The organism is Castellaniella sp. UC4447_H14, from assembly GCF_052978285.1.
The window spans coordinates 596,421-609,590 of sequence record NZ_CM129666.1 but is presented as its reverse complement, the minus strand read 5'-3'; the positions used below and the strand labels follow the sequence as shown (position 1 = coordinate 609,590).

General features: G+C 64.1%; 12 protein-coding genes. All 12 read right to left on the bottom strand.

From position 1 onward, the window contains the following. Positions 1 to 14 precede the first annotated feature (14 nt). Entirely contained in the window at positions 15 to 1,268 is a 1,254-nt protein-coding gene (locus tag ACVCMJ_RS03040; RefSeq protein ID WP_447079986.1) for an efflux RND transporter periplasmic adaptor subunit, read from the bottom strand. Between the two features lie 155 nt (positions 1,269 to 1,423). Continuing rightward, positions 1,424 to 1,972 (bottom strand): TetR/AcrR family transcriptional regulator, encoded by a 549-nt coding sequence (locus tag ACVCMJ_RS03035; protein WP_447079985.1) that lies wholly within the window; start codon positions 1,970 to 1,972, stop codon positions 1,424 to 1,426. Positions 1,973 to 2,087: 115 nt separating this feature from the next. Then, the gene (locus ACVCMJ_RS03030; RefSeq protein ID WP_447079984.1) at positions 2,088 to 2,882 is read right to left on the bottom strand and encodes an ABC transporter ATP-binding protein; all 795 of its coding nucleotides are present in this window, start codon (positions 2,880 to 2,882) and stop codon (positions 2,088 to 2,090) included. Then, a complete protein-coding gene (locus ACVCMJ_RS03025) occupies positions 2,882 to 3,772 on the bottom strand; it encodes an ABC transporter permease (RefSeq protein ID WP_447079983.1) in 891 nt (296 codons plus the stop codon). Before ACVCMJ_RS03025 ends, ACVCMJ_RS03030 begins: the two co-directional genes overlap by 1 nt. Before the next feature lie 15 nt (positions 3,773 to 3,787). Beyond that, positions 3,788 to 4,756: an ABC transporter substrate-binding protein gene (locus ACVCMJ_RS03020; protein WP_447079982.1), complete on the bottom strand. Its 969-nt coding sequence runs from the start codon at positions 4,754 to 4,756 to the stop codon at positions 3,788 to 3,790. A 237-nt stretch (positions 4,757 to 4,993) separates the two neighbouring features. After that, positions 4,994 to 5,671 carry a phosphoribosylanthranilate isomerase gene (locus tag ACVCMJ_RS03015; RefSeq protein WP_447079981.1) on the bottom strand — a complete coding sequence of 226 codons (678 nt, stop codon included), beginning with the start codon at positions 5,669 to 5,671 and terminating at the stop codon, positions 4,994 to 4,996. Positions 5,672 to 5,866: 195 nt separating this feature from the next. Further along, a complete protein-coding gene (gene truA / locus ACVCMJ_RS03010; protein ID WP_447079980.1) occupies positions 5,867 to 6,682 on the bottom strand; it encodes a tRNA pseudouridine(38-40) synthase TruA in 816 nt (271 codons plus the stop codon). Positions 6,683 to 6,715: 33 nt separating this feature from the next. After that, positions 6,716 to 8,656, bottom strand: coding sequence for a type IV pilus assembly protein FimV (locus ACVCMJ_RS03005; RefSeq protein ID WP_447079979.1), 1,941 nt, complete (start codon positions 8,654 to 8,656; stop codon positions 6,716 to 6,718). Continuing rightward, complete coding sequence (gene asd / locus ACVCMJ_RS03000; RefSeq protein ID WP_447079978.1) at positions 8,656 to 9,786, bottom strand: aspartate-semialdehyde dehydrogenase; 1,131 nt, start codon at positions 9,784 to 9,786, stop codon at positions 8,656 to 8,658. The genes ACVCMJ_RS03005 and asd overlap by 1 nt, the downstream gene beginning before the upstream one ends. Positions 9,787 to 9,824: 38 nt before the next feature. Next, positions 9,825 to 10,901 carry a 3-isopropylmalate dehydrogenase gene (gene leuB / locus ACVCMJ_RS02995; RefSeq protein ID WP_447079977.1) on the bottom strand — a complete coding sequence of 359 codons (1,077 nt, stop codon included), beginning with the start codon at positions 10,899 to 10,901 and terminating at the stop codon, positions 9,825 to 9,827. Between the two features lie 26 nt (positions 10,902 to 10,927). Beyond that, complete coding sequence (leuD, locus tag ACVCMJ_RS02990) at positions 10,928 to 11,584, bottom strand: 3-isopropylmalate dehydratase small subunit (protein ID WP_447079976.1); 657 nt, start codon at positions 11,582 to 11,584, stop codon at positions 10,928 to 10,930. 12 nt (positions 11,585 to 11,596) lie between these two features. Beyond that, positions 11,597 to 12,997 (bottom strand): 3-isopropylmalate dehydratase large subunit, encoded by a 1,401-nt coding sequence (gene leuC / locus ACVCMJ_RS02985; RefSeq protein WP_447079975.1) that lies wholly within the window; start codon positions 12,995 to 12,997, stop codon positions 11,597 to 11,599. Positions 12,998 to 13,170 lie beyond the last annotated feature (173 nt).

Genomic DNA, 13,170 nt, shown 5'->3' with positions numbered 1-13,170 from the left:
GTGGGTCAGGCCGCTCAATGCGACTGACCCTGGGGGGCGCTCTTGCCGGAGGCCTTGTCCCCAGCCTGTTTTGCTCCGGATGCCGGGACGGACGGGGCGGCACCGCCTGGGCCCGCCGCGCCAGCAGGTTTCCAGGGCATGGGCTGCACGGGTGCGCCCGGACGAATCTTCTGGAAGCCCTCTACCACGACCTGATCGCCCGCCTTCAGGCCCTGATACACGATATACCCCTGCCCTGAGCGGGGACCCACTTCGATCGGTGTGAAGTTCGCCTTGCCGTCAGTCACCTTGACGATGGTGCTGCGGCCATCGGCCGTGCGCTGGATGGCTTGTTCCGGCACCACCAGCGCCTTCTGATCCACTCCTTGGATCAGCCGCACGTGAACATAGAGCCCGGGGAGCAGGATCTGTTCCGGGTTGGGAAACAATGCGCGCAGATTGACCTGTCCAGTGCCGGGATCCACCGACACCCCGGAAAACAGCAGCTTGCCCGGGTGGCGATAGGTGTCGCCGTCGTCAAGCAGGACCTCGGCTTGCGTATTGCCCTGCGCGTCCGGCTTGAGGACCCCTTCGGCGAGCTGCCGCCTCAAAGTCGACAGCTGCGCGACCGGCTGGGTGATATCCACATAGACCTCATTCAGGCGTTGCACCGTCGCCAGAGCGGTAGCTGATGTGGCGCTCACCAGGGCTCCCACCGTCACGAGCGACTTGCCGATGCGCCCGTCGATGGGCGACGTGACGCGGGTATAGTCCAGATTGATACCCGCCGTTTCCAGTGCAGCCTTGGCTGCGGCCACGTTGGCGGCCGTTTGGCGAGACTGCGCCACGGCGTTGTCATAATCCTGCTGCGCGACGGCATGCTGTTTCACCAGAGCGGCAAAGCGCTTTGCCTGGAGCTGGGCCGTATAGTCCGCGGCCTGTGCGTTCTTCAGTTGGGCTTCCGCCTGGTCCCGAGCGGCCCGATATGGGGCCGGATCGATGGTGAACAGGAGCTGGCCCTTTTTGACTTCGCTGCCCTGCTGGAAATCGATGGATTGCACGATGCCGTTGACGCGCGCGCGGACCTCGGCGTCCTCGATGGCCTGGACACGCCCGGGCAGCTCGGTATTGACAACAGTCGGTTGCGGTTGAATCTGGACGACGCTGACCGGGATCTTCATATCGCCAGGGTTCTGCTGTGGCTTCTGGCCACAGGCCGCCAACACGAGTACCGAGGCCAGCACCAGAGGCCGCAACGCGCCAGCGGCGGTCGGGGTACGAAAAGCCATACGAAAAGCTCCTGAGTTTTTGGATTTTGAGTTGACGTCGATGCAGCACGACAGCGCGGCCCGCCGCGGCCCGACCGGAGCATGCCTGAAGGCGCAGGCAAAGCTTGAGTATAAAGTGAAAAACCAGCCGGCCGCTGAGAGGATCGCAATCCTTTTCATGCGGTTGGCCCCGTGAAACGGCTCACCAGAACCGCGACCCGTAGGGACAGTATTTCGAGCGGCGGACGGTCGGACAGCAGCCCCTCGAGCGCCAGCAGAAACACCAGGGAAAGTTCGGGATCTCCCAGAACCTGCGCCACGCACTCGCGCATTCCTTCCCGATGGCGCTGAGCGACCTGCGGCCCTAGGCGCTCGCAGACGTCGTGGAATTCGCCCGCCATGGGGGCGACCTCCATTTCCGACCAGAGATCCAGCAGCATGATCTGGCAAATGGACTGCAGGCGGGCGCGAGCTGGCCCGGGGCCAGCCGCCGCGGCCCACGCCGCCGGCAGCCGGGTCAGCAGCCAGTCGTCGAAAACCTGGATGAAAAGGTCTTCCTTGTCACGACACACCTGATAGAGAGACGTCCTGGAGAGTGCCGCACGACGGGCCACTTCTTCCAGCGAGGTGCGGGAAAATCCGAAGTTCAGGAAGCACCACCGCGCCGCATCCAGGATGTGGGTGCGCCGCGCCGCGATGGCCTCAGCGGTCAGTTTTTGCGACATCCGGCCATTTTGACGAAATGGACGCTTTTTGTCAAAACGGTTTACAGGCCTTGCAGTGGCAATTGGAACAAGGCGAGAGCTCGCGCGAATGCGGAGGCGGCGAACGCCCCAAAAATCAGCTCAGCAGCAATGAATCATCCGCCAACTCCTCGCCGCGAACTCGCTCGAACATGGTCAGCAAATCCGGAACATCCAGGCCGCGTCGTACATCGCCCGATACATCCAGCACCACGCGCCCCTGGTGGAGCATGACCGTACGGTCGCCCACATCCAGGGCCTGACGCATGCTGTGGGTCACCATCATCGTGGTCAACCCGTGCTCGGCCACAATACGTTCGGTGAGGTCCAGCACGAATTTCGCGGTGCGGGGGTCCAGCGCCGCCGTGTGCTCGTCCAGCAGCAGAATGCGCGATGGGCGAAGAGAGGCCATGAGCAAGCTGACGGCCTGGCGTTGCCCGCCGGACAGCAAACCGATGCGATCGGTGAGCCGGCGCTCCAGTCCCAGCCCCAGCATCGCCAGGCGCTCGCGAAACAGCACCCGCATCTCCTCGCGAACCGCGAGGCGCAAGCTGCGGAATTGCCCTCGCCCCAGCGCGAGCGACATGTTTTCTTCAATGGTCAGATTCTCGCAGGTGCCGGCCATGGGGTCCTGGAACACCCGGGCGACCTTGTGGGCCCGGTCCCAGACCGGCTGGCGCGTAACGTCTTCGCCATCGATCAGGATGGATCCGGCATCGACCGTCTGTTCGCCCGAGATGGCATTGAGGAAGGTGGACTTCCCGGCTCCGTTCGAGCCAATGACCGTGACGAACTGGCCGGCCGGGATGTCCAGCGACATCCCGCGCAAGGCCTGCGTCTCGATCGGGGTGCCGGGATTGAAAGTCAATTCCAGATTTTGCGCGCTCAACATCACTCAACCCTTTTTCTGCGCAGGCGCTGTTTGATCAGCGGAATCACCAGCGCCACGGTCACCAGCACCGCGGTGACCAGGTTCAAGTCCTGAGCCTTCAGGCCCACGAAATCCGCGTTCAGCGCCAGCGCGACAAAGAACCGATACAACACGGCACCGATCACCACGGCCAGCGTAGTGATGGCCAGCCGGCGGCTGGGCAGAATGGATTCCCCGATGATGACGGCTGCCAGGCCGATCACGATCGTTCCGATCCCCATGGAGATGTCGGCACCACCCTGCGACTGCGCGAAAAGCGCCCCGGCCAGGCCACATAGCGCGTTCGAAATACCCATGCCAAGCAACACCATATTGCCGGTACGAATGCCCTGCGAACGCGCCATGCGAGGGTTCGATCCGGTTGAACGCATGGCCAGGCCCACCTGGGTGGCAAAAAACCAGTCCAGGGCCAGCTTCACCACCACGACCAGCACCAGCAGGATAAGCGGCCGCGCAACGTAGTCGTGCAAGCCTGCGGGCTGCAGGACGGTGAACACGGTGGATTCCGTGATCAGCGGCACATTGGGAGCATCCATCACTCGAAGATTGATGGAATACAGGGCGATCATCATCAGGATGCTGGCCAGCAGATCCATGATCTTCAGCCGTACGTTGAGCCACCCGGTGATCACGCCGGCGAAGCCCGCTGCCAGCGTACCGATCCCGGTGGCCACGAACGGATCGTAGCCGTGGTGGATCAGGATCGCCGCGGCCGCTCCGCCCAGCGGAAAGCTGCCGTCGACCGTCAGATCGGGAAAATTGAGGACACGAAAGGAGATCAGGACTCCCAAGGCGACCAGGCCGAAGATCAGGCCGATCTCGAGGGAGCCCCACAAGGAATAAACAGACATGCGGCGACGGGTCGGTTACTTGACGACCTTGGTCGCGGACTTGATGAGCGAATCCGGCAGTGTGACACCTTGCCGTGCGGCCGCCCCGGGATTGACGTAGAGTTCCAGCTTGGAACTGGTTTCCCAGGGCAGGTCGCCCGGCTTGGCACCCTTCAGAATCTTCACCACGAGTTGGCCAGTCTGCACCCCGAGGTCGTGGTAGTTGACACCCAACGCCGCGATCGCCCCACGCTTCACGCTGTCGGTGTCAGCCGCGATCAGCGGAATCTTGGCCGCCTCGCCCACTTTGACCAGCGCCTCATAGGCCGACACAACGTTGTTGTCGGTATTGGTGTAGATGGCATCGACCTTGCCGACGAGGCTGCGCGCAGCAGCCCCCACGTCAACGGTGCGCGGAGCGGTGGCTTCGACCAGCGTCAGCCCGGCCTTTGGAAGAAGCTCGCGCAATTGTTTGACCACCACCACGGAATTGGCTTCCCCGGGGTTGTAGACCATGCCGATCTTCTTGGCGTTGGGAACGACCTTGCGGATCAGGTCGATCTGCTTCTGGAGCGGCAACGCATCCGAAACGCCGGTCACATTGATGCCCGACGGGCCGGTACCGGGCACAAGCTGTGCGGCCACCGGATCCGTCACGGCGGAGAACACCACCGGAATGGTCTTGGTCGCCGCCACCACCGCCTGCGACGTGGGTGTGGCGATGGCCACGATCACGTCAGGTTTGTCACCCACGAACTTGCGGGCAATCTGTGCCGCGATCGCGTTGTTCCCCTGCGCCGTCTGAAACTGCCACTTCAGGCCTTTGGCCTCGGTATAGCCGGCTGTAGCCAGTGCTTCATGCACGCCGTCTTTGACGGCATCCAGAGCGGGATGCTCGACGATCGAAGTCACAGCGACGGATTGGGCCTGTGCCGGAACGGCAGCCAGCGCGCCCACGACGGCAACGGTGCCGACCAGGCTGCGAAGCGCGGAATGCAGAATCATGAAGAAGCTCCTTGGTGGGGAATGCCAACGCACCGCACGCCACACGTGCCGCCCGGTGGGTCTGCACAGTGGTCATGAGGCGTTCAGTCTACGATCGATGGTGCTTGCTCGGGGGATCCCCGCAGCGCAATCATTTTAGCGTCAGCTTCCGTGATTGCCGTCGACAAAAAATAAAATGTCAAAAAACGGCAATTCAGGACAACAATCAGCCACTATGGTGCGGGTCTGAAGAGCGGTTCAAGGCACTGAACGCGCCTGCCCGGTATCGGCCGTCCTCACCGCCCGCACGAATTCCAATATGCGCGCCGCATCCTTGATCCCCGGAGCGGACTCGACACCGCTGCTGACATCCACGGCAGAGGGCTGCCACGCTTCGATGGCGCCGCCTACGCTGGCGGCCGTCAGCCCTCCCGAGAGTACGCTGGACGGGAAGCCGGCGCCGCGCGGGACGTCCGCAAGCAGTCCAAGGTCGAAGCGCAGGCCGCTGCCCCCGAAGCCCGCGCTGTAGCTGTCGAACAGCCACCCCGCCGCCCCGGGGTAGGCTCGGCAACGCGCTGCAAGTGCAGGCGCCGAGTCCTGTCCTGGGGCGCCCACCCGAAATGCCTTGAGATAACGCCGCCCGAAGCCATCACAGAGTTCCGCTGACTCCTCACCATGGAACTGCAGCAGATCGGGGCCGATCTGATCCAGCACGCGTTGGACGTCATCCGGATGCGGATTGACGAACAGCGCCGTGACCGTCACGAACGCTGGCACGCGAAGACGCAGCAGCCGCGCCTGATCGAGCGCGAGGCAACGTCGGCTCGCCGGATAAAACACCAGCCCGACCGCATCTGCTCCCGCCGCTACGGCCGCGTCCACATCCTGGGGCCGGGTCAGGCCGCAAACCTTGATACGTGTACGATAATGATTCATTGAAAGTCTGCCCCGCGTCGCCGCCAAAACTGTCCCGCCCGTAGACGCCATCCCGCCCGAAAGTCGCCGATGCCGGGGGTCCTGTCCGAACGCCGCCCGTCCGTTACCACAGAGTTTGCCTCATTCTATCTGAAGCCGGATCGGCCCGATCGGCCAAAGCCGCTGCGCAGGGCGCCCCATTCCGCGCGGCTCGCCTCACGACCGGTCATGCCGCAGCATCCATCCGAGATGATGCTGCATCGCAGCGCGAGCGGTCAGCAATGGCAATTGCGGTGCGGCCGGATAGGCCACATGGGCCAAATACAATCCGTCCGGCATGAATGTGGGCGCAGCCAGGCGCCGATCCTTGCAGCGCAGCAGCTCGGCCGCCCAGTCGGGGGAGCGTCGTCCGCGACCGATCATGACGAGCGTTCCCATCAGGTTCCTCACCATGTGGTGGAGAAAGGCATTGGCGCGAAACTCGAATACCAGAAAATCGCCCCATGCCTGGATCGCGAGCGCCTCCAGCGTCCGTACAGGGCTTGCCGCCTGGCATTCGGCAGCGCGAAAGGCACTGAAGTCATGCTCGCCCTGGAGGCAACCCGCTGCATCGCGCATGGCGGACAGGTCCAGGCGGTCATGGATCCACCCCACCCGCCCGCCCAGGATTGGCGAGCGCACCGGCGCGCAACGCAGCACATAGAAATAGGTGCGGGCGCGGGCGTCGAATCGCGCATGGAAGTCCGACGACACCGGACAGGCCCATTGCACTGCGATACTCTGCGGCAAATGCGCGTTCAGCCCTCGCACCCAGGATTCGTCCCGCCGCCGCGCTTCGGTATCCAAATGGACCACCTGCTGCAAGGCGTGCACGCCGGTATCCGTGCGGCCCGCGCAGATGGTGGCGACGGGCGCCGCCACGAACCGCGCAAGCGCCTCCTCCAGCCTGTCCTGAACGGTCAGCCGCGAGGGCTGCGTCTGCCAGCCGTGCCAGCAGCAGCCGTCATAGCAAAGCCCGAGTGCGATCCGCACAGCCTCAGATCCCGTTCCGGACCGTCACACCAGTCAAGCCTCGGGCGCGGCGGCGGGCGAGCCCCGTTGGGCAGGGGGCAGTTCCAGATCAATATCCCGAAGCTTTTCCTGCACCATGGCCTCGGTCACGCGGGGATCGGCGTCCGTTTCATCCCGCGCGGTATTGGCGCGCCGCAACAGCCACGCGATGATAAAGACGATCAGAGCGAGCAACCCCGTCATCACGCCCAGCAGATGGTCCTGCAACCAGTTCACGCGATGCCGGGTCTGTTCGCTGGCATGCAGTTCCGTTGCCTCGGCGTTGGCGTGCGCCTTGGCCTCGTCCGCAGGGGCGTCCGTGGCCCCGAACAGTCCGCCCTTGGCAGCCGAGGGACCGGCAGCCGCCGACGATGCCGGCCCAGCAGCAGAGCTCGTAGTGCTTTCCGGCGACACCGCCCGGCGCGCGTCCGAAGCGGAGGCGCCGGCGGAAGACGGCGGCGTTGAAGCGGTTGTCCCTTGTGCGAACCCCGGCGCAGTAGAGCTCCGTTTAGCGGAGTCCTGAGCAGAGGCTCGCTGTGTAGAAGTTCCCACGGCAGGAGTTCCCAAAGCAGAGGACGTCATGGGAGCGGATCCCGAGGAAGACGTCGCCGGTGCAGCGGAGCCGCGCGCAGACGCTCCCGGCCCGGAACTGCGGACAGCGGATGCCCGGGAACCGGCCGCAGTCGCGCCACCCGCCGCGCCATTGGCCGGGCGAGGTGCCGCCGACCCCGCGGCAACGGCCGGTCCGGTTGCCGCGGCTGCGGCGGTCGCCGGTTGATCGCTGCGATCGTTGGCCTGCGCCGCTGCCTCATGACTGGCCTGGCTGATGGCACCCGCAATTTTTTCGATGGAATCGCCAATTGCGTTGGCACCGCTGGCGACGGCTTTGCGCGCAGCCTCGCCCTGCGTCTGTAGGGCCTGATTCAGGTTTTGGACATTGTCCTGCAACTGGCCCACCCGGGATTCGGCATCAGCCAGCGCATGGCCCTGCGCTGTTCGCGCGTCGGCCTGGTCGTTCTTGCCGTCCGACAAACGCACAAGGTCACCTTGGGCGGGTTTCGTGACAGGCGCCTCAGCCCCTGCGGATGGGGATACCGCCCCCGCCGATGAGCCGCCAGTCTGCGCCGCCGGCACCCGACTCGCGTGCTGCTCCCGCAGACGATTGAACGCCGCGGTCTGGGCCACGAACTGGCGACGGGCCTCGGCATCCGAAATCGACAGCATGTCGGCAACGTCGGGAACGGCGAGCGAGGCGCCGGCCCGCACGAGATTGATGTTCTGGTGTATGAACGCCTGGGAATTGGCCCGCTGCAAGGCCAGCATGAGCTGGTAGATGGAGACGCCGTTCACGGCGTGGCGCCGCCCGATGGCGAACATGGTGTCACCGCGACGCACGCGGATCGAGCCGACCGGCACGCGGCGCACGCTGGTCGGTGCCCGAGCCGCTCCCAGAGCGGGACGCGCCCTTCCCGATGTCGCAGAGGGCCGCGCCTGGCGCTGGCCCGCCGCCAGCCCGCGTGCCGGCCCCGGACCGATGAGTGAAACCTGATAGCGCTCCGACCCGGTGGCCGTCCTGACATCCAATAGGATGTCCGCGAGCGGGCCGGAAAAAGGCTGGGAGGACTGGATATGCAACTCCCGGTCTGTTTTCGCGCCGGCGCCTGGCGCCACGGAAACCGTGAGGCTGTCCAATGCAACCGGCGGCGTGAGCCCGGCCTGGACCCACGCCGAAGCGGGGGCCGGACGGGCCGACAGCGCCTGCACATCCGCCGCCGTCAGGCCGGTCACCGGCACCACGACGACCAAGGGTTGTCCCGCCGCCGAAGCCAGCCGCGCATGCCCGAATGTGGCCGCCTGTGAAGGCGCCAGGGCCAACACTCCCCACACCGTCAATGCCGCACCACAGCGGCGCAGCAAATGGCCTGAACGCAGATCCGGACGGTATGGAATCACCATTACAATTCGCCCAATGCAATGCGCAGCATGCGGCGGATCGGCTCTGCCGCCCCCCACAGCAACTGATCACCCACCGTGAACGCGCTCAGGTATTCGGGACCCATGGACATCTTGCGCAGGCGCCCCACGGGAATATCCAGCGTGCCGGTGACGGCCACCGGCGTCAGGTCGCGCACCGTCGATTCTTTGTCGTTGGGGATGAGCCGCGCCCACTCGGTTCCCGACCGGATCGCCGCATGGACGTCCTCCAGGGGAATGTCCCGCCGCAGCTTGATGGTCAGCGCCTGGCTGTGACAGCGCATGGCGCCCACGCGCACGCACAAACCATCTACCGGGATGGCGGAGGTCTCGAAGCCCGGCCCCCGCCCCAGTATCTTGTTGGTCTCGGCGCTGCCCTTCCACTCTTCGCGCGACATGCCGTCCTGAAGATCCTTGTCTATCCAGGGAATCAGGCTACCACCCAGCGGTACGCCGAAATTATCCTGTGGCAGCGAAGCATCCTGCTGCGCCTTGAGGACGCCCCGGTCGATGTCCAGAATGGCCGACGCCGGGTCCTTCAGGAGGTCGTGGACCGCCGAATTCAGAATGCCGAATTGGGTCAGCAGTTCGCGCATATGCCGCGCCCCGCCACCCGAGGCGGCCTGGTAGGTCATGGAGGTCATCCATTCCACCATATCGGCCTTGAACAAGCCCGCCAGACCCATGAGCATGCAGCTTACGGTGCAGTTGCCGCCGATGTAGTCCCGGACCCCGCGCTGCATTGCGCGGTCAATGACCGGGCGGTTGACGGGGTCCAGCACAATGATGGCATCGTCCTTCATGCGCAAGGTGCTGGCCGCATCGATCCACAGCCCCGTCCACCCCGCGGCGCGCAGTTTCGGGTAGACCTGCGTCGTGTAGTCGCCGCCCTGGGTCGTGACGATGATGGGCAGCTTTTTAAGCGCCGCCACGTCGTAGGCATCCTGGAGTGCAGCCGCGCCCGTCGCCCAGTCCGGCGCCGCGCCGCCCGCATTGCTGGTCGAGAAGAAGACCGGCTCGAAAAAGGCGAAATCGCCTTCGTCACGCATGCGCTGCATGAGCACTGAACCGACCATCCCGCGCCAACCCACCAGACCGACTGCTTGAGCCATAAGTCCCACCAAAACCAAAAGAAATGAACTGGAATTGCTTATTCTAATGCCTGTAACACGGCATCGCCCATCCCGGAGGTCGAAACCCGCGTGGTTCCGGCCTCATGAATGTCGCTTGTACGCAAACCGCGGGACAGGACGGCCTGAACGGCCGCTTCCACGCGATCAGCCGCAGCCGGCTGATCGAGCGAATACCGCAACATCATGGCCGCCGACAGGATGGTCGCCAGAGGATTGGCAATGTCTTGCCCGGCGATGTCGGGGGCCGAGCCATGACTGGGTTCATACAACCCCTGTTTGCTCGCATTCAGCGACGCGGAAGGCAACATGCCGATCGAGCCGGTGAGCATGGCCGCTTCGTCGGACAGAATGTCGCCGAACAAGTTTCCGGTCACAACGACATCGAACGCTTTGGGGGCGCGCACGAGCTGCATGGCAGCATTATCCACGTACATGTGCGACAGGGACACCTGTGGGTAGTCGCGTGCCACGTCTTCCATGATGTCGCGCCAGAACTGGGACGTCTCCAGTACATTGGCCTTATCGACGCTGCAAAGCTTGCCGCTGCGTGCTGCCGCGGCCCGAAAGGCTACGTGCGCAATGCGACGGATTTCCGACTCTGCATAATGCATGGTGTCGTAACCCTGCCGCTCGCCGGCGAACGGCCCGTCAGAGACGGTCCGCACACCGCGCGGCTGACCAAAATAGATGTCCCCCGTCAGCTCGCGCACAATCAGAATGTCGAGGCCCGCCACGATATCGGCCTTGAGCGACGACGCATTGGCCAGTTCAGGGTACAGGATGGCGGGGCGCAGATTGGCAAAAAGCCCCAGAGCCTTGCGCAGGCCGAGCACCGCCTGCTCCGGGCGCAAGCTCCGCTCCAGATGGTCATATTTCCAGTCGCCCACGGCGCCAAACAGCACGGCATCGGACTTCAGCGCCAGATCCAGAGTGCTCTGAGGCAAAGGGTGTCCCAGTGCCGCATAGGCCGCGCCACCCACGGGCGCTTCGGCAAATTCCAGGTCCAGATCCAGGGCCCGCAAGACGCGCACGGCCTGGGCCACAATCTCCGGGCCGATTCCATCGCCCGGCAATACTGCAATACGAGAAGTCATGAAGATTTCCGCGAATGAAAGCCCGCTCAGCGGGCTGCCGGAACCGCTTTGTCCAGCCAGGGCTGGTTCGCGAGGCGCTGGGCCTCGAAGGCACGGATCTGATCCGCGTGGAGCAGCGTCTGGCCGATCTCGTCCAGGCCCTTGAGCAGCGATTCCTTCCGGTAGCCGTCCACCTCGAAAGTCCAGGACTGGCCGTCCGGGGCTGTCACGCGCTGGTCGGCGAGATCCACTGTCAGCTCATAGCCAGAGCTGCGTTCCACGGCCGAAAACAGGCTGTCCACCACGTCGCTCGGCAGCACGATGGGCAACAATCCGTTCTTGAAGCTGTTGTTGAAGAAAATGTCCGCGTAGGACGGCGCAATCAGGGCGCGAAACCCGTATTGCTGCAACGCCCAGGGCGCGTGCTCCCGGCTCGAACCGCAGCCGAAGTTCTTGCGTCCGAGCAGGATGGAAGCACCCCGGTAGCGCGGGCGATTCAGTACGAAATCCGGGTTCAGCGGGCGCTGGCTGTTGTCCATTCCAGGCTCGCCGTGGTCCAGGTAACGCAGCTCGTCGAACAGGTTGGGCCCGAACCCTGACCGTCTGATGGATTTCAGGAACTGCTTGGGAATGATGAGATCGGTGTCGACGTTTTCCCGATCCAGAGGCGCCACCAGGCCCCGATGCGTCGTAAAGGCTTGCATGATGGAATCCTATTAAAAAGTGCGCACGTCGACGAAATGGCCCGCAACGGCGGCGGCGGCCGCCATGGCCGGACTCACCAGATGCGTGCGCCCGCCTTGTCCTTGGCGCCCTTCGAAATTTCGATTCGACGTGGAAGCACAGCGTTCGCCCGGTTCCAGCCGGTCGGCATTCATGGCCAGACACATGGAACAACCCGGCTCGCGCCATTCGAAACCCGCCGCCACGAATATCTGGTCCAGGCCTTCTTTTTCTGCCTGTGACTTCACCAGCCCGGATCCCGGCACCACCATGGCCAGCTTCACGCTGGCCGCGACCTTGTGTCCTCTTGCCACAGCTGCGGCAGCTCGAAGATCTTCAATTCTGGCATTGGTGCACGAACCAATGAACACTTTGTCCACGGGAATTGCCGCCATGGGAGTGCCAGGCTTGAGATCCATGTACTGCAGCGCGCGCTCCATGCCCTTGCGTCGAACAGCGTCGGCCTCAGCCTCGGGATCCGGAACCCGGCCGTTTATCGTCGTGACCATCTCCGGCGACGTCCCCCAGCTCACTTGAGGCTCGATGCGGGCGGCATCGATCTCCACCACGCGGTCGAAATGGGCGCCCTCGTCCGAGTGAAGCGTGCCCCAGTAGGCAACGGCCTGATCCCATTGCGCTCCCTCAGGAGCGTAGGGACGCCCGTTGAAGTAATCGATGGTGGTCTGGTCCACCGCCACCATGCCCGAACGCGCACCGGCCTCGATGGCCATATTGCAAATCGTCATGCGGCCTTCCATGGACAGCGCACGGACCGCACTGCCGCCGAATTCGATGGCGTGGCCCGTGCCGCCCGCCGTACCGATCTGGCCGATCACATACAGGATCAGGTCCTTGGCCGTGCAGCCGAACGGGAGCTGGCCTTCCACGCGCACCAGCATGTTTCGGCTTTTTTTCATGAGCAGCGTCTGGGTGGCCAGGACGTGCTCGACTTCGGATGTCCCGATGCCGAAGGCCAGCGCTCCCATCGCGCCGTGCGTACTGGTGTGCGAGTCGCCGCACACCACGGTCATGCCCGGCAGCGTGGCACCCTGCTCGGGTCCGATGATATGCACGATGCCCTGACGCGGGTCGTTCATGCGGAACTGCGTGATACCCCAGGTTTCGCAGTTCTGGTCCAGCGTATCCACCTGCAGCCGCGAGACCGGATCCTGGATCCCTTGCGCCCGGTCGGTGGTGGGGACATTGTGATCCGATACCGCCAGGTTGGCCGCAATGCGCCAAGGCTTGCGGCCGGCCAGCTGCAGACCCTCGAAAGCTTGCGGACTGGTCACTTCGTGCACCAGATGGCGATCAATGTACAGGAGACAGGTACCGTCGGATCCCTGGTGAACCACATGGGCATCCCAGAGCTTGTCATACAGTGTTTGGGGCATGGTCGTGACCTCGAAAAAACAATCGCGCCGGCAAAGGAAGTTGCGCCTGTCTCAGTCCACAAGGCTGTCATCGGCAACGGCCGGCCCGGCGGCCAAAACTATTATGACAGCCTGGCCGCGCTGGACAAGTCAAGCCGACATCCTAGTATTACGGGTAACTGGGAGGAAGACCG

Coding starts and splice junctions, on each gene's coding strand:
- ACVCMJ_RS03025 (WP_447079983.1), bottom strand. CDS start 3,772: ATGTCTGTTTATTCCTTGTGGGGCTCCCTCGAGATCGGCCTGATCTTC.
- ACVCMJ_RS03040 (WP_447079986.1), bottom strand. CDS start 1,268: ATGGCTTTTCGTACCCCGACCGCCGCTGGCGCGTTGCGGCCTCTGGTG.
- ACVCMJ_RS03005 (WP_447079979.1), bottom strand. CDS start 8,656: ATGGTGATTCCATACCGTCCGGATCTGCGTTCAGGCCATTTGCTGCGC.
- ACVCMJ_RS03035 (WP_447079985.1), bottom strand. CDS start 1,972: ATGTCGCAAAAACTGACCGCTGAGGCCATCGCGGCGCGGCGCACCCAC.
- ACVCMJ_RS03030 (WP_447079984.1), bottom strand. CDS start 2,882: ATGTTGAGCGCGCAAAATCTGGAATTGACTTTCAATCCCGGCACCCCG.
- leuD (WP_447079976.1), bottom strand. CDS start 11,584: ATGCAAGCCTTTACGACGCATCGGGGCCTGGTGGCGCCTCTGGATCGG.
- asd (WP_447079978.1), bottom strand. CDS start 9,786: ATGGCTCAAGCAGTCGGTCTGGTGGGTTGGCGCGGGATGGTCGGTTCA.
- leuB (WP_447079977.1), bottom strand. CDS start 10,901: ATGACTTCTCGTATTGCAGTATTGCCGGGCGATGGAATCGGCCCGGAG.
- ACVCMJ_RS03020 (WP_447079982.1), bottom strand. CDS start 4,756: ATGATTCTGCATTCCGCGCTTCGCAGCCTGGTCGGCACCGTTGCCGTC.
- ACVCMJ_RS03015 (WP_447079981.1), bottom strand. CDS start 5,671: ATGAATCATTATCGTACACGTATCAAGGTTTGCGGCCTGACCCGGCCC.
- leuC (WP_447079975.1), bottom strand. CDS start 12,997: ATGCCCCAAACACTGTATGACAAGCTCTGGGATGCCCATGTGGTTCAC.